The 19,951-nt window shown below is 61.9% G+C and carries 23 protein-coding genes and 1 pseudogene; 17 read left to right on the forward strand and 7 right to left on the reverse strand.

Translation table 11 applies throughout. The features are described 5' to 3' along the window. The first annotated feature begins 67 nt into the window (after positions 1-67). Genes argJ through mutT form a run of 3 tightly spaced genes read left to right on the forward strand, consistent with a single transcriptional unit; the run spans position 68 to position 2,388 of the window. Positions 68-1,315 carry a bifunctional glutamate N-acetyltransferase/amino-acid acetyltransferase ArgJ gene (argJ, locus tag HDEN_RS15745; protein WP_013217138.1) on the forward strand — a complete coding sequence of 416 codons (1,248 nt, stop codon included), beginning with the start codon at positions 68-70 and terminating at the stop codon, positions 1,313-1,315. A 12-nt stretch (positions 1,316-1,327) separates the two neighbouring features. After that, positions 1,328-1,984, forward strand: a complete 657-nt coding sequence (locus HDEN_RS15750; RefSeq protein WP_013217139.1) for a thiopurine S-methyltransferase — start codon at positions 1,328-1,330, stop codon at positions 1,982-1,984. Beyond that, positions 1,981-2,388 carry an 8-oxo-dGTP diphosphatase MutT gene (mutT, locus tag HDEN_RS15755; protein WP_013217140.1) on the forward strand — a complete coding sequence of 136 codons (408 nt, stop codon included), beginning with the start codon at positions 1,981-1,983 and terminating at the stop codon, positions 2,386-2,388. The genes HDEN_RS15750 and mutT overlap by 4 nt, the downstream gene beginning before the upstream one ends. Here mutT and HDEN_RS15760 read toward each other — a convergent pair. Continuing rightward, a complete protein-coding gene (locus HDEN_RS15760; protein WP_013217141.1) occupies positions 2,357-3,268 on the reverse strand; it encodes a methyltransferase domain-containing protein in 912 nt (303 codons plus the stop codon). The genes mutT and HDEN_RS15760 overlap by 32 nt on opposite strands. 56 nt (positions 3,269-3,324) lie before the next feature. On the opposite strand from HDEN_RS15760, the pseudogene HDEN_RS18525 reads away from it, so the two are divergent. The 5 genes and pseudogenes from HDEN_RS18525 to HDEN_RS15780 all read left to right on the forward strand — a co-directional run. Next, positions 3,325-3,570 (forward strand): annotated as a pseudogene (locus HDEN_RS18525) (double zinc ribbon domain-containing protein); the annotation flags it as partial. A 24-nt stretch (positions 3,571-3,594) separates the two neighbouring features. Continuing rightward, positions 3,595-4,143, forward strand: a complete 549-nt coding sequence (locus HDEN_RS15765) for a ComF family protein (RefSeq protein ID WP_245256806.1) — start codon at positions 3,595-3,597, stop codon at positions 4,141-4,143. Between the two features lie 115 nt (positions 4,144-4,258). Next, entirely contained in the window at positions 4,259-4,531 is a 273-nt protein-coding gene (gene grxC / locus HDEN_RS15770; protein ID WP_013217143.1) for a glutaredoxin 3, read from the forward strand. A gap of 2 nt (positions 4,532-4,533) precedes the next feature. Next, a complete protein-coding gene (locus tag HDEN_RS15775; RefSeq protein WP_013217144.1) occupies positions 4,534-5,418 on the forward strand; it encodes a carbon-nitrogen hydrolase family protein in 885 nt (294 codons plus the stop codon). Continuing rightward, a complete protein-coding gene (locus tag HDEN_RS15780; RefSeq protein ID WP_013217145.1) occupies positions 5,419-5,868 on the forward strand; it encodes a DUF1178 family protein in 450 nt (149 codons plus the stop codon). A 35-nt stretch (positions 5,869-5,903) separates the two neighbouring features. Here HDEN_RS15780 and HDEN_RS15785 read toward each other — a convergent pair whose 3' ends face one another. Continuing rightward, positions 5,904-6,158: a hypothetical protein gene (locus HDEN_RS15785; protein ID WP_013217146.1), complete on the reverse strand. Its 255-nt coding sequence runs from the start codon at positions 6,156-6,158 to the stop codon at positions 5,904-5,906. Positions 6,159-6,508: 350 nt separating this feature from the next. Between HDEN_RS15785 and bioB the strand changes: the two genes are divergently transcribed. From bioB to HDEN_RS15810, 5 genes are read left to right on the forward strand one after another with little or no spacing between them, the layout of a single operon-like run. Further along, positions 6,509-7,579 (forward strand): biotin synthase BioB, encoded by a 1,071-nt coding sequence (bioB, locus tag HDEN_RS15790; RefSeq protein ID WP_013217147.1) that lies wholly within the window; start codon positions 6,509-6,511, stop codon positions 7,577-7,579. Next, the gene (locus HDEN_RS15795; RefSeq protein WP_013217148.1) at positions 7,563-8,696 is read left to right on the forward strand and encodes an 8-amino-7-oxononanoate synthase; all 1,134 of its coding nucleotides are present in this window, start codon (positions 7,563-7,565) and stop codon (positions 8,694-8,696) included. The genes bioB and HDEN_RS15795 overlap by 17 nt, the downstream gene beginning before the upstream one ends. Continuing rightward, positions 8,693-9,340 (forward strand): dethiobiotin synthase, encoded by a 648-nt coding sequence (bioD, locus tag HDEN_RS15800; protein ID WP_013217149.1) that lies wholly within the window; start codon positions 8,693-8,695, stop codon positions 9,338-9,340. The genes HDEN_RS15795 and bioD overlap by 4 nt, the downstream gene beginning before the upstream one ends. Next, positions 9,337-10,596 carry an adenosylmethionine--8-amino-7-oxononanoate transaminase gene (locus HDEN_RS15805; protein WP_013217150.1) on the forward strand — a complete coding sequence of 420 codons (1,260 nt, stop codon included), beginning with the start codon at positions 9,337-9,339 and terminating at the stop codon, positions 10,594-10,596. Before bioD ends, HDEN_RS15805 begins: the two co-directional genes overlap by 4 nt. Then, positions 10,593-11,573 carry a beta-ketoacyl-ACP synthase III gene (locus HDEN_RS15810; RefSeq protein WP_013217151.1) on the forward strand — a complete coding sequence of 327 codons (981 nt, stop codon included), beginning with the start codon at positions 10,593-10,595 and terminating at the stop codon, positions 11,571-11,573. The genes HDEN_RS15805 and HDEN_RS15810 overlap by 4 nt, the downstream gene beginning before the upstream one ends. Here the strand turns inward: HDEN_RS15810 and HDEN_RS15815 are convergent, their stop codons facing one another. Both HDEN_RS15815 and HDEN_RS15820 read right to left on the reverse strand, forming a co-directional pair. Then, positions 11,574-12,149 (reverse strand): YceI family protein, encoded by a 576-nt coding sequence (locus HDEN_RS15815; protein WP_013217152.1) that lies wholly within the window; start codon positions 12,147-12,149, stop codon positions 11,574-11,576. It lies immediately after the preceding gene. Then, positions 12,149-12,727 carry a cytochrome b gene (locus HDEN_RS15820; RefSeq protein WP_013217153.1) on the reverse strand — a complete coding sequence of 193 codons (579 nt, stop codon included), beginning with the start codon at positions 12,725-12,727 and terminating at the stop codon, positions 12,149-12,151. The genes HDEN_RS15815 and HDEN_RS15820 overlap by 1 nt, the downstream gene beginning before the upstream one ends. A gap of 213 nt (positions 12,728-12,940) precedes the next feature. On the opposite strand from HDEN_RS15820, the gene HDEN_RS15825 reads away from it, so the two are divergent. The 3 genes from HDEN_RS15825 to hemP are packed head-to-tail and all read left to right on the forward strand — an operon-like array spanning position 12,941 to position 13,982. Then, positions 12,941-13,192, forward strand: coding sequence for a hypothetical protein (locus HDEN_RS15825; protein ID WP_013217154.1), 252 nt, complete (start codon positions 12,941-12,943; stop codon positions 13,190-13,192). Then, a complete protein-coding gene (locus tag HDEN_RS15830) occupies positions 13,185-13,742 on the forward strand; it encodes a hypothetical protein (RefSeq protein WP_013217155.1) in 558 nt (185 codons plus the stop codon). Before HDEN_RS15825 ends, HDEN_RS15830 begins: the two co-directional genes overlap by 8 nt. Positions 13,743-13,802: 60 nt before the next feature. Further along, a complete protein-coding gene (hemP, locus tag HDEN_RS15835; protein WP_046845377.1) occupies positions 13,803-13,982 on the forward strand; it encodes a hemin uptake protein HemP in 180 nt (59 codons plus the stop codon). A gap of 174 nt (positions 13,983-14,156) precedes the next feature. Here the strand turns inward: hemP and HDEN_RS15840 are convergent, their stop codons facing one another. The 3 genes from HDEN_RS15840 to HDEN_RS15850 all read right to left on the reverse strand — a co-directional run bounded on the left by HDEN_RS15840 (position 14,157) and on the right by HDEN_RS15850 (position 17,672). Beyond that, positions 14,157-15,527 carry a sensor histidine kinase gene (locus tag HDEN_RS15840; protein ID WP_013217157.1) on the reverse strand — a complete coding sequence of 457 codons (1,371 nt, stop codon included), beginning with the start codon at positions 15,525-15,527 and terminating at the stop codon, positions 14,157-14,159. A gap of 2 nt (positions 15,528-15,529) precedes the next feature. Beyond that, entirely contained in the window at positions 15,530-16,207 is a 678-nt protein-coding gene (locus HDEN_RS15845) for a winged helix-turn-helix domain-containing protein (protein WP_013217158.1), read from the reverse strand. A 130-nt stretch (positions 16,208-16,337) separates the two neighbouring features. Next, positions 16,338-17,672: a multidrug effflux MFS transporter gene (locus HDEN_RS15850; RefSeq protein ID WP_245256666.1), complete on the reverse strand. Its 1,335-nt coding sequence runs from the start codon at positions 17,670-17,672 to the stop codon at positions 16,338-16,340. A 298-nt stretch (positions 17,673-17,970) separates the two neighbouring features. On the opposite strand from HDEN_RS15850, the gene HDEN_RS15855 reads away from it, so the two are divergent. After that, positions 17,971-19,935, forward strand: a complete 1,965-nt coding sequence (locus HDEN_RS15855) for a hypothetical protein (RefSeq protein ID WP_013217160.1) — start codon at positions 17,971-17,973, stop codon at positions 19,933-19,935. The last annotated feature ends 16 nt before the right edge of the window (positions 19,936-19,951 follow it).

Here is a 19,951-nt window from a genome sequence, read left to right on the forward strand (position 1 = left end):
GATCGGGCCGCTTGATTATGGCGGCCCGATCTGTTTCACGGAGCCGCATGCCATAGCGGAGGGTTTCATGGGCAAAGTCTCTGACGTTTCACCGTTCGCGCCATCGGTTCTTGCCAAGCTTCCGCCCATCGACGGCGTGACATTCGCGACGGCCGAGGCCGGCATCCGCTACAAGAAGCGAACCGATCTGCTGCTCGCCGTGCTCGATGAAGGCACGTCGGTCGCGGGCGTGTTGACCCAATCGAAGACGGCGTCGGCGCCGGTGCTTCTCTGCCGCAAGCATCTCAAGAAGGGTTCGGCGCGGGCGCTTGTCGTCAACTCGGGCAACGCCAACGCCTTCACGGGCAAAAAGGGCAGCGATGCCGTCGACATCACGGTCGAGCACGCTGTCGAAGCGGTCGGCTGCCGGCCGCATAACGTCTTCGTCGCCTCGACGGGCGTCATCGGCGAACCGCTCGACGCGACAAAGTTCGCGCATTTGCTGGCGAAACTCGCGAAAAACGCCGAGGCCGATGCTTTTGAAGCCGCCGCCCGTGCCATCATGACGACCGACACTTATCCGAAGCTCGCCACGCGCAAGGCGCTGATCGGCGACACGGAAGTGACGATCAACGGCTTCTGCAAGGGCGCGGGCATGATCGCGCCCGACATGGCGACGATGCTGTGCTTCATCTTCACCGATGCGGCGATCCCCGCTGACGCGCTGCAAGACCTCGTCGGCGAACACGTCAAGACGACTTTCAACTGCATGACGGTCGACGGCGATACGTCCACGAGCGACACGTGCCTCGTGTTTGCGACCGGACATGCCGCCGAACGCGGTCAGAAGCCGGTGACGAAGGCGAAGTCGAAGAAGCTCGCGGCGTTTTCGGACGCGCTGCACGATTTGATGCAGGACCTCGCCATTCAGGTCGCCAAGGACGGCGAAGGGCTGTCGAAGTTCGTGACGTTCGAGGTGGAGGGTGCGAAATCCTGGGAGGCGGCGCGCACCATCGCGCTCTCGTGCGCCAATTCGCCGATCCTGAAGACCGCGATCGCGGGAGAAGACCCGAACTGGGGCCGGGTCGTCATGGCTGTCGGCAAATCCGGCGAAGCGGCGGACCGCGACAAACTCTCCATCTGGTTCGGCCCGCATTGCGTGGCGCGCGACGGCGAACGGGCTCCCGACTACGATGAAAAGACGGCGGCGGCCTACATGAAGAATCGCGAAATCGTGATCCGCATCGCAGTTGGCGTCGGCAAGGCCTCGGCGACGGTCTGGACTTGTGACCTGACACACGACTATGTGTCGATCAACGCAGACTATCGGAGCTGAACGTAGAGACGGATGGAAAAGGCTTTCTGGACGGAGCGCTGGAAACGGCGAGACATTGGTTTTCATCAGCCCCACGTTCACGAGCAACTGACACGCTTCTGGCCGACGCTCAATCTGCCGGTCGCAAGCGCGGTCTTCGTGCCTTTGGCTGGCAAGAGCTGCGACATGGTCTGGCTCGCGACGCAGGGACATCGCGTCATCGGCGTCGAGCTTTCGGACGTCGCGGTTCGGGAATTTTTCAAGGACGGCGGCCAGACTCCCGAAATTCGGTCGGAGGGGCCGTTCGATCTCTATTCCGCCGGGCCGTTCAATCTCTACCGCGGTGACTTTTTCGAAACGTCGCCCGACATGGTGCGCGATACCGTTGCGGTCTACGACCGGGCGGCACTGATTGCGCTCCCCACAGATCTCCGGGAGCGCTACGCGAAAAAGCTCGCCAGCATCATCCCGAGTTCGGCGATCATCTTCCTCGTTGCGCTCGAATACCCCGAGCATGAAATGTCCGGACCGCCATTCTCGGTGCCGCGCGCCGAGGTCGAGCGACTTTACGGCGATACGTTCGACATTCAGGTGCTCGAAGCGCGCGACGGACTGGATGCCAGCGGCAATCTGCGCCGGCGCGGCGTCTCTGCACTCCAGGAGACGGCATACGTTCTGAGGCGGCGATGACGAAGCGGCTCGTTCTCGTCGCCGCCGTCGCATTGATCGACGACGACAAGCGCGTGCTGATCGCCCAGCGCCCCGCCAATAAGCCGATGGCAGGGTTCTGGGAGTTTCCGGGCGGCAAGATCGAGCCCGGCGAAACGCCCGAGGACGCGCTCTGCCGCGAGATCAAGGAAGAGCTCAGCGTCGATCTCTGCCGGACGTGCCTCGCGCCGTTCAACTTCGCGAGCCACGCCTACGACGACTTCCATCTTCTGATGCCGCTTTATGTTTGCCGGACGTGGGACGGCGAGATTGCGCCGCGCGAAGGGCAAACCATCGAGTGGGTCCGGGCGCTGCACCTTTCGCGCTACCGCATGCCGCCCGCGGACGAGCCCCTTATTCCTTGGCTCCGGGATTATCTGGCTTAGACTTAGGTTTCAGCGCGTCGGACAACCGCACTTTCGCCGAGCCTGGCGCGAGCGGTTTCTGCTGGCTTTCGTGCGGCACCCAGCCGGTCAGCGTGATGATCTCGAAGGTTGCGGGAATACGGCCGTCGGGCAGACCGAAGCTTTCCTGATAGACTTCAGCGGCTCGCAGCAGCAGGCGACGCGAGACGGGCTTGCGGCTGCGCTCGATCAGCATGTTGCTTGCCGCCATCGCCTTCAGGTCGCGCATCAACGCCAAGGGCGACCCATACGTCACGCGCACCGGATCGCTGTCGGCGACGGGAAGCGCGAAACCGGCGCGCTGCAGCAAGCTCCCCAACTCGCGCACATCGGCGAACGGCGCGACGCGGGGCGAGGCCCCGCCGTAGAGTTCCTCTTCGGCGAGCAACCATGACTCGCGCAATTCTCTCAGTGTTTCGCCGCCGAGGAGCGCTCCGAGGAAAAGCCCATCGGGCTTCAGGGCACGGTTGATCTGCGCGAGCACGCCCGGAATATCGTTGATCAGATGCAGCGAGAGGCCCGACACGACGAGATCGAGGCTTTGCGGTGCGAACGGCAGGGCATCGTCTTTCGCCGCCACCTTTTGTGCCGTCGAAAGCTCGAGGCAGCGCTCGGACGGCTCGACATCGACGATCTCGCCGATGTTCGGAAGCTCGCGAAGGCGCGCGGCGAGCAGGCCGTGGTATGCGCCGACGCTCGCAGCCACCGCGAAGTCGCGGCGCACGATGCTCAAGCGATCCGCAAAGTCGTCGGCAACGCGAGACAGGAGAAAATCCGGCAACTCGGCATCACCCTGGGCCGCGATGCGGTTTCGCCGCTCCCGGATCAGTTTCTGGTCGAAAATCTGCGGCGCGCCTGCCATCGCAATCCGTCCATGAAGGTCTCGCTGCCGATGCGGCATTGCGCTAAGTTGCAGCAATGACGGCACGATCGACGACCGATGAGCAAAATTTTGCGCTGCAAGATGACACAGCGCCAGAGACTCGTGCTGCGCGACTCTTTCGCGCTTTCGGGCGCGCCGGACGATCAGCACTCGATGTCTTGCTTCCGCCGCTCTGCCTCGCCTGCCGGACCCATATTACGGCGCATGATGCGCTTTGTCCGGCTTGCTGGCGACGGGTGAATTTCGTCAGGCCGCCGCTGTGTGATCGGCTCGGCCTGCCATTACCCTACGACACGGGCGGGCGAATGGTTTCCGCCGCCGCCGTGGCAGACCCTCCGGACTTCGACCGCGTCCGCGCTGTCGCGAGCTTCGACGGGGTGATGCGGGAACTCATCCATGCGTTCAAATTCCACGACACGCATCATGCGCGCCATCTTTTTGGACGCTGGCTGACGGAAGCCGGCCGCGAGCTGCTGGATGACGCCGACGTGCTCGTCCCTGCGCCGCTCGCGCGCTGGCGGCTCCTCTCGCGGCGGTTCAATCAAGCCCAAATTCTTGCAGCCGAAACAGGACGGCTCGCGAAGAAGCCGGTGAGACCGTTCGCGCTCGTCCGGTCGCGCTCGACGCCGCATCAGGTTGGGCTTACGCGCGCCCAGCGCCAGCGGAACGTGTCCGGCGTCTTTCGTGTGCCGTCGAATGAAATCGCGTCGATCTCGGGAAAAAACATAGTTCTGGTCGACGATGTCATCACCACAGGCGCCACGGCTTCCGCAGCTGCTCTGACGCTGAAACGCGCCGGTGCGCGGCGCGTCGACGTGCTGGCGCTCGCGATCGTTGCCAACAGTTCATCTTGAGGCCGAAAAACCGTGGCAAAGGCGCGCAAATGTCGCAATGCAGGTTGCATGACCTCGCGAACGCGGTAGTTTTGGGCTGGTCGATTTGGGAGGCGTACGGAGAGGCGCCGACGTTATGCATAAGGTGACGGTCTACACGGCTGGAAACTGCTGTTACTGCCACATGGCAAAGGATCTGCTGAGACGCAAAGGAGCGGCGTTCGAGGAGATCGATCTGACGGGCCGAAGCGATTTGCGCGCGGACTTGAGAGCCCGCGCGGGCGGGCGGCACACGGTGCCGCAAATCTGGATCGGCAGCGTTCACGTCGGCGGTTGCGATGATCTTTTCGATCTCGAACGCTCCGGCAAGCTCGACGCGCTTCTCGCACAGACGACTTCGGCATCGTGACGATGACAGCATCACCGCAGGCGGCGTCCAAATCGGTATTCCGGGCGGCGCTGGTCCAGATGTGCGCCGGTCGCGACGTTGCCCGCAATGTCGCTGACGCGGTGGCGCTCATCGGCGAGGCGGCGGCGCAGCAGGCCGCGTACGTGCAAACGCCGGAATGCACGACGCTGATGGAAGTCGATACCGAGCGGCTCATGGCCGAGACGAAGCCGGAAGCCGGGAATGCCTCGCTCGCGGCGTTTTCCCAGGCTGCGGCGGACAAGAAAATCTGGCTGCACATCGGCTCTATGGCGGTGAAAATAGGAGAGCGGCGGCTTGCGAACCGCTCCTACCTCTTCGCGCCCAATGGCGACGTCAGCGCCCGCTACGATAAAATCCATATGTTCGACGTCGATCTCGGCAAGGGCGAGGTCTACAGCGAAAGCGTCAACTATCAGGCAGGCTCCAACGCGGTGATTTCCGAATTGCCCTGGGGACGCCTGGGCTTGACGATTTGCTACGACCTTCGCTTTCCGGCGCTGCACCGAGCACTCGCCAAGGCCGGAGCGTCGTTCATTGCGGGGCCTGCCGCCTTCACGCGCATCACCGGTGAAGCGCATTGGCATACGCTGCTCAGAGCGCGCGCGATCGAAACCGAAACGTTCATTCTGGCGGCAGCGCAAGGCGGCCGTCATGAAAATGGCCGCGAGACGTTCGGGCATAGTCTGATCATCTCGCCGTGGGGCGAAATTCTCGGCGAAGGCGGAACGGAGCCTGGCGTCGTGATCGGCGACATCGATACGCAGCGTATTGACGAAGTCCGGCGCAAAATCCCATCTCTGACGCATGACCGAGTATTCTCCGTCGTCGAGGAGCGGGTATCGCCGCTCGAGACCATAAGAAAATAGATGATCAAGTACCGCCTGGGCTGCGCTGACGGCCACGAGTTCGAAAGCTGGTTCCGGAGTATTGCCGACTACGATAAGCAGTCGCGCTCAGGCGCTGTGACTTGCCCGCTGTGCGCATCCACGGAGATCAGCAAGCTGCCGATGGCGCCCGCCGTCGTGTCCGCGCGGGGCAACAAAGGTGCTCCAGCGCCGGAGCAACTGCCTGCTGTCGCCGCGCCGAGTGCGCCGCCCGCAGCCATGGCGACCGCGCTGCGCGCTTTCAAAAAAGCCGTCATGGAAAATTCCGAGGACGTCGGCGGGCGGTTCGCGGAGGAAGCGCGGAAGATTCATTTCGGCGAGGCGGAAGAGCGCAACATTCGCGGCAGCACGACCGCGGAGGAAGCGCAGTCGTTGCATCAGGACGGGGTTCCGTTCGGCATCCTCCCTGAGCTTCCCGAGGACCTCAATTAGGCTGGGACACCGCGTCTGCGGCAGGGTTCCGTTCGTCAATGCCTGGCAATTTCAATCAGCGTGTATTTCAGTGCTTCCAGTAACGACGCGGTTCTGAAGCTCGGCTGAGTGTAGCCCGCTGCCGTCCAGACGTAGACTTCCTCGCCCGCTGTCCAAAATCCCCGCAAGTGTCCGTCGCGTTCGACCAGAAGCCTATCGGCGGATTTTTTCGCCAGGAAACCGCGCTGGACAAAGCTGTCGTCGCCTTGGAGCGCCTCAGCTAGAAGCCCTAAACGGACTGCTTTCTTCATGGAACGACCTGCAACCGGGAGGGGATTTTAAGAACGCCGGTCGCTAAACGCTGTTGGACGCGCGCTGGCTCCCTCCCATGATTTGAAATTCTTCCAAACTCAGCGATGCTCAGGAAGTCAATCGGCTGTAAAATTCCGAGCGAATTTTCGATTTATCATATTGATAATAATGATAAATTTTTACAGCTTCGTCGCTCCGGACGTAATGGGGCCATCGCGCGAAGGCACGCGACGACCCTCAAGGGCAGGCCGCGAAAGGCAGAGGCATTTTGGTGGTTGCGGGCGGGGCGTGACGCGCTAGAAACAATTAGCAATCAGGACCTGTCGATCCTGCGGAGACCACCCAGCACATGACGTCAAACGTGACCCGACTCGATGCGTCCGCGCGCCCGTCACCCCGTGCAGCGTCCGCGCCCCGTCACGATTGGACACGCGCAGAAGCGATGGCGCTCTACGATCTGCCGTTCATGGATTTGCTGTTCCGGGCACAGATGGTGCACCGGGCCTCCTTCGATCCCAACAAAGTGCAGATGAGCCGGCTGCTATCGATCAAGACGGGTGGCTGCGCCGAAGACTGCGGCTATTGCAGCCAGTCCGCCCATCACGAGACCGGGCTCAAGGCTTCGAAGCTTATGGAAGTCGAGCGGGTCATCAACGAGGCCAAGAAAGCCAAGGCGGCGGGCGCGACGCGCTATTGCATGGGCGCGGCATGGCGCAGCCCGAAGGCGCGCGACATGGATACCGTCGTCGCGATGGTCGAAGGCGTGAAGGGGCTCGGCATGGAAACGTGCATGACGCTCGGCATGTTGACCGACAACGACATCGTGCGGCTGCGCGATGCGGGCCTCGACTATTACAATCACAACGTCGACACTTCCGAAGCCTATTACAACAAGGTCATCACGACCCGCACCTACGCCGACCGCCTCGATACGCTCGCGCGCGTGCGCGATGCCGGGATGAAGGTCTGCTCGGGCGGCATCGTCGGTATGGGCGAAGAGCGCGAGGACCGCGTCGACATGCTGGTCACGCTCGCCAATCTCGACGAGCATCCCGAAAGCGTGCCGATCAACATGCTGATCGCGATTCCCGGCACGCCGCTCGAAAACGCCGAGCGCATCGATCCGATCGATTTCGTTCGCACCATTGCCGTCGCGCGTATCCTGATGCCGAAGTCGTTCGTGCGGCTCTCCGCGGGCCGCACCGACATGACTGACGAAATGCAGGCGCTGTGCTTCTTCGCAGGCGCCAACTCGATCTTCGTCGGCGAGACGCTGCTGACGGCGGACAACCCCGGCGAAGACAAAGACAGCCTCTTGTTTGCCAAGCTCGGCCTCGCGCCGCTCGAACTCGAACCCGATCAAACCCAAGACCATGAGCCCGCGACGTGCGCGGGTCGCCAGGATGCCCTCCAATCATGAGCGTGCGCTCGACGCCCTGCTGCGGCGTGGGCGGCTGAGGTCGCTCGACACGCCAGCCGGGATCGACTTCACGTCGAACGACTATCTGGGTCTCGCGCAATCGCGGGCGCTTGCGGACGCGGTCGTTGCGGCGATCGAACGTGGCGTGCCGATCGGCGCCGGCGGATCGCGCTTGCTGCGCGGCAATCATCCCGAGCACGAAGCGCTCGAAGCAGAGGCGGCGGCGTTTTTCGGCGCGGAGACGGCGTTGTTCTTCGGCGGCGGCTTCATCGCGAACACGGCGCTGATGGCGACGCTGCCGTCACGTGGCGACCTGATCGTCTACGACGAACTCATTCACGCCAGCGTGCACGATGGCATGCGGCTTTCGAAAGCCGAAGCGACGGCTGCGCGGCACAACGATCCGCAAAGCATCGAGGACGCGATCAAAACCTGGCGCGCTGCGGGCGGCGATGGTCAACCGTGGATCGTGGTCGAAAGCCTGTACAGCATGGATGGCGACCGGGCGCCGATCGACGAGCTTGCGCAATTGGCGACGCGCCATGATGCCATGCTGATCGTCGACGAAGCGCATGCGACGGGCGTGTTCGGCCCCGAGGGGAGAGGTTTCGCGGCGCATCTCGAAGGCGCCGCCAACGTCATTACCCTGCATACCTGCGGCAAGGCGCTCGGCGTCATGGGTGCGCTGGTGCTGGCGCCGAAGACGATCCGGGATTTTCTGCTCAATCGCGCGCGCGCTTTCATTTACGCGACCGCGCCGTCGCCGCTCGTCGCATCGGCCGTTCGCGCGGCGCTTCAGATTTGCAGGGACGAACCGGCGCGGCGCGAAAGGTTGCATGGACTCATCGCTTTCGCCGAACGCGAATTGAAATCGAAGACGCGCTTCGCGCCATCGGGATCGCAGATCCAGCCGATCATCATCGGCGCCGATAATTCCGCGCTGGCGCTCGCGGCCGCGATGAAGGCTCGCGGCTATGATATCCGCGCCATCCGGCCGCCGACCGTGCCGGAAGGCACCGCGCGGCTGCGCCTCACCATCACGCTCAACACCGATGAGGCCGTTCTTTCGCGCCTGATCGGTGATCTCGTGACTGCCGAAGCGGAGGTCGCCGCATGAGTACGCGCATCGTCGTCGCCGGAACCGATACGGATATCGGCAAAACGATTTTTTCCGCCGCATTGGTGCAGGCGCTCGACGGCTATTACTGGAAGCCGATCCAGGCGGGTCTTGCGGGCGAGACGGATTCCGAGATTGTCGCACGGCTGAGCGGGCTTCCGGCGTTGCGCATTCTGCCTGAAGCCTACAGGCTCAACACGCCAGCATCGCCGCACTTCGCAGCGGAACGCGACGGCGTCGAAATCGACGTTCTCCGTTTGCGCCCGCGCGACGTCCCAGGTCCGCTGGTGATCGAGCTTGCCGGAGGTCTCGACGTGCCGCTGACGCGACGTCTGCTGCAAATCGACGTGATCGCCGGGTGGAAGCTGCCCGTCGTGCTGTGCAGTTCGACGCGCCTCGGCACGATCAATCATTCGCTGCTGTCGATCGAAGCGCTAAAGCGGCGCGGCGTAGCGATCCTCGGCATTGCGTTCGTCGGGGACGAAATTCCGGACACGGAAAGCATCATTCCGGCACTCGGCGGCGTTCGGCGGCTCGGCCGTCTGCCGAATATCTCCGAGTTGAACAGCGACACGCTGCGCAAGGCTTTTGCGGCGAACTTTTCGGTTCCGGATATTCTGGGCGTCGGAGCCTCAGGTCCATGAGCCGCTCGCCCGTCTGGCATCCGTTTACGCAGCACGGCCTCGAACCGAACATGCTCGCGATCGCGCGAGCGGACGGTGCGTGGCTCGAAACCGCCGATGGACGGCGCATTTTCGATGGCGTGTCGTCCTGGTGGGTGATTACGCACGGGCATGGTCATCCGAAGATCGTGCGCGCCATTCAAGAGCAGGCCGGAAAGCTCGACCAAGTGATCTTCGCGGGCTTCACGCATGAGCCTGCGGAAGCGGTCGCGCGCGGGCTAGTCGAGCTTGCGCCGCCCGGCCTCGCCCACATCTTCTTTTCCGATAGCGGCTCGACGTCGGTCGAAGTGGCGCTGAAGATGGCGCTCGGATACTGGAAGAATATCGGCAAGCCGCGCACGCGCATCCTGGCGCTTGAGCACGCGTATCACGGCGACACGATCGGCACGATGTCGGCGGGCGCGCGCGGCGTGTTCAACGCGGCCTACGAGCCGCTTCTGTTCGACGTCGGACGTATTCCGTTTCCCGCGGCGGGCGCAGAGCAGACGACGTTCGATGCGCTCGAACGTGCTTGCCGCGCGGGCGACGTCGCCGCGTTCATTTGTGAGCCTCTGATCCTCGGCGCGGGCGGCATGCTGATTTACGACGCCGAAACGCTCGCCGAAATGCATCGCATCTGCAAGCGGCACGACGTGCTGTTCATCGCCGACGAGGTGATGACGGCGTTCGGGCGCACGGGAACATTGTTTGCGTCAGAGCAGGCGAAGATTGCGCCGGACATCATCTGCGTCGCGAAGGGCATTACCGGTGGTTCGATCCCGCTTGCGGCAACGCTATGCACTGAGGCGATTTTCGACGCGCATTGTTCGCAAGACCGTTCGCGCATGTTTTTTCATTCGAGTTCGTACACGGCCAATCCGATCGCGTGCGCGGCGGCGGCCGCGAACCTCGACATCTGGCGGAGCGAGCCGGTGCTGTCGCGTATCGATGCGGTGAGCAAGGCGCAGGCCGCGTGCTTGGCTCAGATCGCAAACGATCCGCGATTTGAAAAGGCGCGGCAGATCGGAACGATCGCGGCATTCGAATTGCGCGGCGCGAGCACGGGATATCTCGCCGACGTGGCGCTATCGCTGCGGCGAAAACTTCTCGACCGCAATGTTCTGCTGCGGCCGCTCGGCGCGACGATCTACATCATGCCACCGTATTGCGCGACGGCCGACGATTTGAATGGCGTCTATGCGGCCATCTCCGAAGTTGCTGTTGAGGTCCGGCGATGAGCGGCGTCGAGATCATCGGGCTTGGGCATTATGCGCCGGAGCGCATCGTTCCGAACTCAGAAATCGAAGCGCGCCTCGGGCTCGATGCCGGGTGGATCAAGCGACGCACCGGAATCGATGAGCGGCGGTACGCGGCGAACGATCAGGCGCTGTCCGATCTCGCGATCCGCGCGGGCGACATGGCGATCACGCGCGCCGGACTCGCACGTGAGGATATCGGTCTGCTGTTGCTCGCGACATCGACCCCCGATCATCTGTTGCCGCCGACTGCGCCGCTCGTCGCGCACCGTCTCGGGCTCGGTAATGCCGGAGGCATCGACATGGCGGGCGCATGCGCCGGGTTCATGTATGCGCTGACGCTGGCGGACAGCTTCGTGCGCAGCCAGTGCGTCACGGTTCTCGTCATTGCCGCGAATATCCTTTCGCGCCGGATCAATGAGGCCGAACGGGCGAGCAGCGTTCTGTTTGCGGATGGCGCCGGAGCGGTGCTGCTGGCGCCAAGCGCTCGCCAGAATAGCGGCGTCGTTGGCGCGCATCTGGCGGCGCAAGGCGCGCACTACGATTTGATTTCGATCCCAGCAGGCGGCAGCCGCAGGCCATTCGCGCGCGATCTCGATGCCAGCGAAACGCTGATGATCCTGTCGGACGGGCAGGCGGTTTACAGCAAAGCCGTTGCGATGATGTCAAATGCTGCGGAGATCGCACTTCGCAAGGCCGGTGTCACGGCGGCAGACGTTACGCACTTCATTCCGCATCAGGCGAACGCGCGCATGATGGGCACCGTGGCGCATCAGATTGGTGTGGACCCTGATCGCGCGCGCTCAACCGTTGCGATGTTCGGGAATAGTTCAGCGGCGACCATCCCGCTGACGCTGTCGATGTCGGCGCAAGAGCATCGGTATGCGCCGGGCGATATCGTTCTGATGACGGCGGCGGGAGCCGGACTGACCGGCGGCGCCGCCGTCTTCAGGTGGTAATTACTGCTTGATGCCTTCGATATCGAGGGTCAGCTCGACTTCCTTCGAGAACGGCCCGAGGTCGCGTGAGATACCGAAGTCGGCGAGCTTCAGCGTCGTCGTTCCGGTGAAGCCGTCGCGATAGCCGCCCCACGGATCTTTGCCGCCGCCAACGCGCTGCGTTTCGATCACGATGTCCTTGGTCACGCCATGCAGCGTGAGTTTGCCGGAAACCGTTGCCTTTTCCGGACCCGATGATTTCACGCTCGTGCTTTCGAAAGTCGCCGTCGGGAACTTATCGGTATCGAGCAAATCAGCGGCGCGGAGATGCTTGTCGCGCTCGGCGTGATTGGTATCGACGCTCGCCGTATCGATCTCGATTTTGACTTTCGAGGCATCGGGATTCTTGTCGTCGTAGGAGAACGTCCCGGTAAACTTATCGAAGCGGCCCGCAAGCCAGCTGAATCCCAAATGCTTGATGCGGAAATTGATCGACGCGTGCGCGTTCTTCGTGTCGACGACATAATCCGCGGCCGTCGCCGCCGTCGACAGCGCGGATAGTGCTGCAACGGCAAAGGCGGTCTTTACGATCTTCATCAGTGACTTTCCTCTTCTGGATTAATGGCAGGGCGCACCGGCCCAGACCACATGCGATTCAAAATCCGGTCTCTATTGATAAAATGGTGCTTCAGCGCGGCAAGCGTGTGAAGGACTGCAAGCGCCATGACGACATAAGCGATGATGCGATGGACATATCCGGCGCTGCTTTCGAGACCACGTGCCTGGACGATCGAGGGCACTTCGAACCAGCCGAAAACGTCGATGGGTTGCCCGTCCGGAGTTGATATAAGGTAACCGCTGATCAGCAAGGCAAGCAGGAGTACGTAGAATCCCGCGTGCGTCACGTGCGCCGCTTTGCGTTCAAAAGGCGAGAGTTCCTCCGACGACGGCCTGACGTTTGCGGCGCGCCAGAGCCACCGAACGAGTAATGCGATCAGCACAAGAATTCCGAGGCTGCGGTGGAAGTTGGGAGCGGCGTTATAGTATGGACTATAATAATCGAGCGTCACCATCCATACGCCGAGCGCGAACAGTCCGAAGATCGCAATCGCCATGATCCAATGGAACAGGCGCGAAACAATCCCGTAGCCCTGCAACGTGTCACGAATGTACATGACGGCCGCCACCCTTCCCCTCGATTAAATGGCAACGGGGAGATGCGAATTAAACTCAGCGTTTTCAAGTGATCGGGCAATATCAGAATTCCAGAAAACGATCGGCGCAATCGCAATAAGCAACTTTAAACTTGACTCCATTAGTATAGATTAGTTTAGAATGCGGCATCTGCCATTTACGGGGCCTTGAACCCCGATACATTGGGGAACAGGATGAAGCGTTCGCACCTTGACGGTGAACGGTTCGATGCGCGTGACGTATCGAATGCAGCCTATACGGCATCGATGTTTGCCGCATCCGTCGGCATGATCTGGGATTTGGCCACAGGCCACGTCGCAGTTTTCGATCGCATGCTTACAAACATTTCGGACGACATTCGCACTCCACAAAACGCGGAGCGGGCGGCTGCTCGTTATCCGTCGCATCGTTTCTATTCGAACATGGAGAGCCGGGCGGATGCTTAAGATCAAAAATCTCGAAGCGACGTCATCGGCCGGGCCGGACGAAGAACCGATGTGCGCCGGACAAGCTCTCGGCTTTCCGTTGCAGAGCGAGCTTGGATTTACATCCATCGAGAACGTCACGCTCGACGTCTTCCGATGCATTTGCGACGTGTACGCGACGGCCTCGGCGCAATGCTGGGAAGTCGCGATCCGGTTCGCGGAAGAGCATCTGGGCGCCGTTGACGGACCGTTGCTCGTCGCGCGTGTCACCGCGTTGATGCGCGCGCTGCGTTTCGAACGTGGCACTGGATTTTCATATCTCAGCGTCGGCTGCCGTCACGTGTCTCCGGATGAGCTGACCGTCACGGGACTGCTCAAAGCGGCGCGGACGGGTGATCGCCTCGCGTTCGAAAAAGGTATCGCGCTTCTGCTCAACAACGGTCAGGCGACGGAGCGCACGCGGCTCGCCGTGCGTTGTCTCGTCGATACGCAGATGCAGCACTCGGTACCGCAGCCGGAACAAACGGCCGAATTCGAATCGCAAACCGTTCAGGCGCTTTATCTGCACTAGAGCAAGTTTCGTAGGGCGCGGCGGCCTCACGGCCGATGCGAAAAGGATGTGTCGGACAAGATGGAAATGCCTGCACCGGTCGCGACGGGGGGAACTGACGCTGCCGAGAAGCGCAGCTCGCTCACGAGGTATCTCGTGAGCGAGCTGATGCAGGGCGGGCGCGAGATCATTCTCGAGCACCGAGGACAAGATTACCGGCTGCGCATCACGGAGGCCGGAAAGCTCATCCTGAGCAAGTAATGTTTTTCGGCGCGTGCAGGCGCGCTGCTAACGAACAAGCCGAGCGGAGATCATGCTCGGTCTTACCGAAACGTGTTAGAGCTCATGACATCCCGTCTCGCCGCTCTACGCACGTCGACAGCGGGTCGGGTCCGCATGAAACCCCAGCCGTCCGGCCCGCTGTCTACTCTTCCTTCAGACCGTCGCAGGAAAACTGACTTCGACCCGGAGACCGGGCGCATTATCGGCGAGCGCGATCCTGGCGCCGTGCAGATCGACGATTGCCGCGACGAGGCTCAGTCCCAATCCGCTCCCGTCCGTCGAGCGGGCGCGCTCCAAGCGATAAAGCCGGCGAAAGACGTTCTCGCGCTCTGCTTCCGGAATGCCTGGGCCGCTGTCCGTCACGTCGACCCGATAGACGCCGGGAGCCGCGTAAAGGCGCAATCCAATCGCGGTTCCCGATGGCGAATGGCGAATGGCGTTTTCGACCAGGTTGGCGAACACCTGCATCAGAAGCTCGGGATCACCCTGAACCATCGCTGGTTGCGCGACTTCACTGACTAGACTGAGCTTGTCGCCCGCGTCCTCGGCAACGATGTCATAGACATCGTGCACGTCGGCGAGCAGAACGCGCAAATCAATGGCGACGAACTTGTCCTTGCGCGCGCCGGCTTCGATCTGCGTAATCCGGAGCAGGGCATCGAACGTCTCCGTGATGGAGTCGATATCGAGCAACGCGGCATCGACTGCGGACTGAAAATCAGCCGGACTTTGCGCTTTGCGTCTCGCATCATCCAGGCGTTGCCGCAGCCGGCCCAGCGGCTTCTTCAAGTCGTGCGCAATGTCCGATGACGACTGGTTTACGTTTTCGATGAGCTTCTGCAGATTGCCGAGCATGCCGTTGACTTGCCCCGCGATCTGATCGATGTCATCGCGCAGGCCCGAGATCGGCACACGGGCGGAGATCTGGCCTCGGGAAACGCGCGCCAAAGGATTTGCGAAGGCATCGATGCGGTGCTGGGCCTGGCGCGCGAAATAAACGGCACACAGCGCGATTGCGATCGACGTGGCGACAAGACCGTAGGCCAGAAGCTTCAGCAAAAACGACTTCATTTGCTTGACTTCGCTGTTGTCGCTGCCGATCAGCAAACTCCCCTTCGACAGCGGTTTCCAGATTGCCAGGAACTCGTCGGTCGGTTCGCCGCGATCCATCGAGATATTGAGGCTCGAGCGTTTCAGCGTCATCCACTGCGTCGACTGGGGGACGTCGCGGACGTTGCCCGCGAGAAACTTTCCGTTCTTGTCGACGAGTTCGATGATGAAATCGGGATCGCGGACGGATTCGCTTTCCTCCGCCACGACGGCCACCAGGTCGTCGAAGGTTCTATCGCCATCCAAAATCGCGAGCGATTCGATGTTCGTTCGCACGCGGTCGCGAATATCGCTCACGAGACGCGCGCTGGATACGAGATAGATGACGGTGAACAGCGCCAGGACGGTCGTAATGAAGAAGAGCGAAAAGGCAGCTGCCAGACGGAATGGCGTGCGTCTCAGAAGATCCCGCAACGTCAGGCACCATCGTTCACGGTATAGCCGCAGCCGCGGATCGTATGGATTAGCTCCGTATCGTAGGGCTTGTCGATTTTCGCGCGCAGGCGCGAGATGTGGGTTTCGACGACGCTCGTCTTCGGATCGAAGTGGAAGCTCCACACGCGCTCGAGCAGCATCGTGCGCGTCACGACGCGGCCGCGGTTGCGCATGAGAACTTCAAGCAGCCGGAACTCACGTGGCTGAAGGTCGATCGTGTCGCCGCCGCGCGTGACCTTGCGGCTGACGAGATCGATCTCCAGATCGCCAACCTTGAGCCGAGTTTCCTCGCCGATGGTGTGGGGGCGGCGTGCGAGCGCGTTCACGCGTGCGAGTAATTCCGAGAATGCGAATGGCTTGACGAGATAGTCGTCGCCACCCGCATCGAGACCTTCGACGCGATCGTCGACGCCGCCAAGCGCCGTCAGGAACAGCACTGGCACGCGGCGTCCGGCGCTGCGGATCTCCTTAATGATCGCCAGACCATCGAGCCCGGGAAGCATGCGATCGAGAATGACGACGTCGTAGGTCTCGCCGACGGCTTGAGCAACCGCATCGCGACCGTCTGCCAAATGATCGACGGTATGCCCTTCTTCCTCGAGGCCCTTCGAGACGTAGGCGGCTGTATTGGCATCGTCTTCAAGCAGCAAGATTCGCATTTTCGCCGACCCGATGCGTAGGGCTTATAAGATACTCGACCGCGATGAAATCTGCGTGCCCGCCCAGCATATGACGCCTTCCCAAGAGCGCACAACTAAACAGCGGGCGCACCGGTCACGAGCCGCGCCATCATGCCAACCGATTGCGGCCGAAAAAGCTTCGTTTACCTTCAACGGCGAAGACGATGAGGGTGGCGATGAGGCTGCAAGCGACGAAACCGGCGGCGATCGGAAATACCGTGCCGTCGAAGGCGTGCGCAACTAGGCCGCCTGCCATAGCGCCGATCGCGGTCGAGAGCGATCCTGTCACGGAGGAGGCCATGCCGGCGTTGTGGCCTTGCGGTTCCATCGCGATGGCATTGAAATTCGGCGCGATGAGCCCGAACAGGAAGAAGGCTCCGGCGAGGAGGATCGCGTAAACCGCGATGCCCGCAATGCCGGCCGCCGCCGCGCCGGCAAGGCAGAGCGACAGCCCGACGAAGCCCAGGAGCGACGCGTGCGAGAGCCTTCGCATGCCTAAGCGGCCAACGAGCTGGGCATTAACAAACGACGCAAGCGCCATCACGGACGCGATCGCCCCAAAGACGACAGGGAATGCCTCTCCAATGCCGAAGACCTCGACGAAGACCTGCTGGGAACTCGCGACATAGGCAAGAAGGCATCCGAACATGAAGCCGCCGGCGGCGCCATACGCCATCGTCTGAGGATCGAAAATCGCTGCCTTGAGTGAGGCGCGCAAAGTCATCGCGCGTTCGAGACCTAATGCCGGAGCGGCGGTTTCGGGCAATCGAAAGCCCGCCCAGACGGCGATCAAGATCGCCATCGCGAGCAGCGCATAAAACGTCCAATGCCAGTTGCCGAGGTGAATGAGGGCCTGGCCGATCGACGGCGCGAGAACCGGAATAACGATGAACACCATCATCGCGAACGACATCACGCGCGCCATCTGTCGCCCGCCATAGAGATCGCGCACAACCGCGATGGCGATTACGCGCGGCGATGCGGCACCGATCCCCTGAACAAACCGCGCCGCGAGCAGCATCGAGAATCCGTTCGATACCAGCGCGGCAATCGTGCCGACGATGAAGATCGCAAGACCCGCCATGAGCGCCGGCTTGCGGCCGATGTGGTCGGACAACGGGCCGAAAAAGAGCTGTCCCGCCGCGAAGCCGACCATGTAGAGAATGACGACCAACTGGCGATCGTTGGCGCTCGCGACGCCCAGTGCTTCGCCGATCTCGGGCAGCGCCGGAAGCATGATGTCGATCGAGATCGCCGTCAGCGCCATCATCGCCGCGGTCAACACGACGAATTCGACGAACGACAGGTTGTGGAGCGCTTGCGGCGAGTCCGCCGGGGAGGGCGCGGTATCGCCGCGCTCTAGTTGAGCCATCTTTTGTCTCTGAAATGTCCTGCTGAACTGGACGCCGCTTCTACTACGCCAACATGAGCCGAAAGGCGGCATGTAAGACGTCGCAGGGCTTATCGAAGCCACCGCTCCGTTCTTTTTCGCCAGACCATGCTTATGACGCGGTTTTTTACATCCGGGATCACGGGTGCGCCGAAAGCCTCCAGCGAGCGATAGCCTTGTGATCCAACGGAGATTTAGCCTCCAACAGGGCCGATCCATGGTCAGATGCCATGGCGGCTCCGACCCCGCGGGGCATCATGTTGGCGGGATTGTATGTCGTGATAATTCTGCCATTGTTGAGGCAAAGGCTTTCGCGCGCAGACCGTAGCGAACGGCATCGGGGGGATTGTACGTGTTTTATCGACGCCATTTGGCTGCCGCGCCGCTGCGTTCGCTGTTGATCGCCGTACTTTTCCTGTTTCTGTCTCCGGCCATTCAAGCCTCCGCCAAAGAGGCTTCCGACGGATGCGATGCCTCGGCACAACCTGCTTTGCTCGTGTCGCCGTTGTCCCCTGGGAAGGGCACATCGCTGCGCGTCGTCTTCACGGTCGAGCAACCGCTCGCAGGTGAGCTTTCGCTGATCGCGCCGGATGGCAGCGTCGCCGCCAAATCGCGCGAACGTCATGGCGGCCCGCCGTATTTCTGGTTCGCCGAAATTGCGAAGCCGGCGGCGGGAACGTGGCGCGCGACACTCACATCGGACGAGTCCGCTTCAGCGTGCAGCAAGATTACGCGCGATATCGTTGTCGGCAACACCGCGAAGGCTGCTTCGCAAAGCTCCGAAAAAAGTGTTTGGCCGGTGCGTCAGGCATGGAACCGCAAAACTGAAAATCTGTACTCGGCCTGGATCGAAAAGCTCTTCGATGCGCCGATCGATGAAGCGCTGTCATGGCCCGCGCTTCACGATGTGCTGCGCGATCAGTCCCGGAATGTCCTGTTCGATCATCTGGGGCTTGGCGAGGATCGCAAAGGTCTGATTATCCGTCCCGACTGCGCGGACCTTCCGTATTTTCTGCGAGCCTATTTCGCGTTCAAGATGGGCTTGCCGTTCGGATATTCGAAATGCTCACGCGGCGGCGGCGGCAATCCCCCGCGATGCACACAGTGGTGGAACATCCAAAAAGAAGATCCGCGCTTCGGCAATGAGGAGCAGAAAGTTGCCGAGGCCAAGCCCGGTCTGATCTCCGGACTTTTCGAAACCGTGTCCGCGAAGATTTCGACGGCGCGCGGCAAATCCCGGCCGCCGGGGTTGGTGCCGGGCTTCGGTTATTACTTGCGATCGACGCTTGCGAACGCCGTGCACTCGGGCGGCGGACGGACAGCGGCGGATGACGACAAGACCGATTACTATCCGGTCGCGCTGAAGGAAGAGACCCTGCGTCCCGGAACGATCTATGCCGACCCTTACGGGCATGTTCTGGTGCTCGTGAAGCGCGTGGCGCAGACCAGCGAGGCCGCAGGCATATTCCTTGCCGTCGATGGCCAGCCGGACGGAACGGTCGCGCGCAAGCGCTTCTGGCGCGGCAATTTCCTGTTCGCGCAAAATCCGTCGCTCGGCAGCCCGGGCTTCAAACGCTTCCGTCCGATCGTCGCCGATAAATCCGGTGGCCTCCGACGTCTCACCAACGCCGAGATCGTCAACGATGCGGACTACGGCGACTTTTCCCTGGAACAGTCGAAGCTCGGCGTCGAGGACTTCTACGATCGCATGGATGACGTGATGTCACCCGCGCCGCTCGATCCGCTGCGCGCGATGCAGGAAGTGACCACCGCGCTCGAAGAGCAGGTGAAGACGCGCGTCACATCCGTCGAAAATGGCCGCAAGTATCTGAACGGCGGCGGTGCTGAGGTTGCGATCCCGAACGGCGCGTCGATTTTCGAGACAACCGGAGCCTGGGAAGATTTTTCGACGCCCTCACGTGATCTTCGTCTGCTGATTGCGATCGACGTTGTCCGGGGATTTCCGGAACGTGTGGCGCGACGGCCGGAGCGCTACGCGATGCCGGCGGGAAAGAGCGGCGCGGACGTCAAGGCGGAGCTCGATCAAACGCTTACGTCCGAATTGGCGACACGGAAGTTTTCGTACACGCGCAGCGATGGCTCGCAGTGGCCTTTGGCGCTCAAGGATGTGGTCGAGCGCACCGCCGATCTCGAAATGGCCTATAATGTCAACGATTGCGCTGAACGCCGCTGGGGCGCGCCGAGCAAAAGCGACGAGGCGGCAACGTGCAAGAAGCAGGCGTCGGCTGCGCAAAGACAGAAGATGGCGGAGTATCGGCCGTGGTTCCACGAGCGGCGGCGGCCCGCGCGGGACTAGATTTGAAGATCTTCGA

The sequence above is a fragment of the Hyphomicrobium denitrificans ATCC 51888 genome (genome assembly GCF_000143145.1).
Taxonomy (GTDB): Bacteria; Pseudomonadota; Alphaproteobacteria; order Rhizobiales; family Hyphomicrobiaceae; genus Hyphomicrobium_B; species Hyphomicrobium_B denitrificans.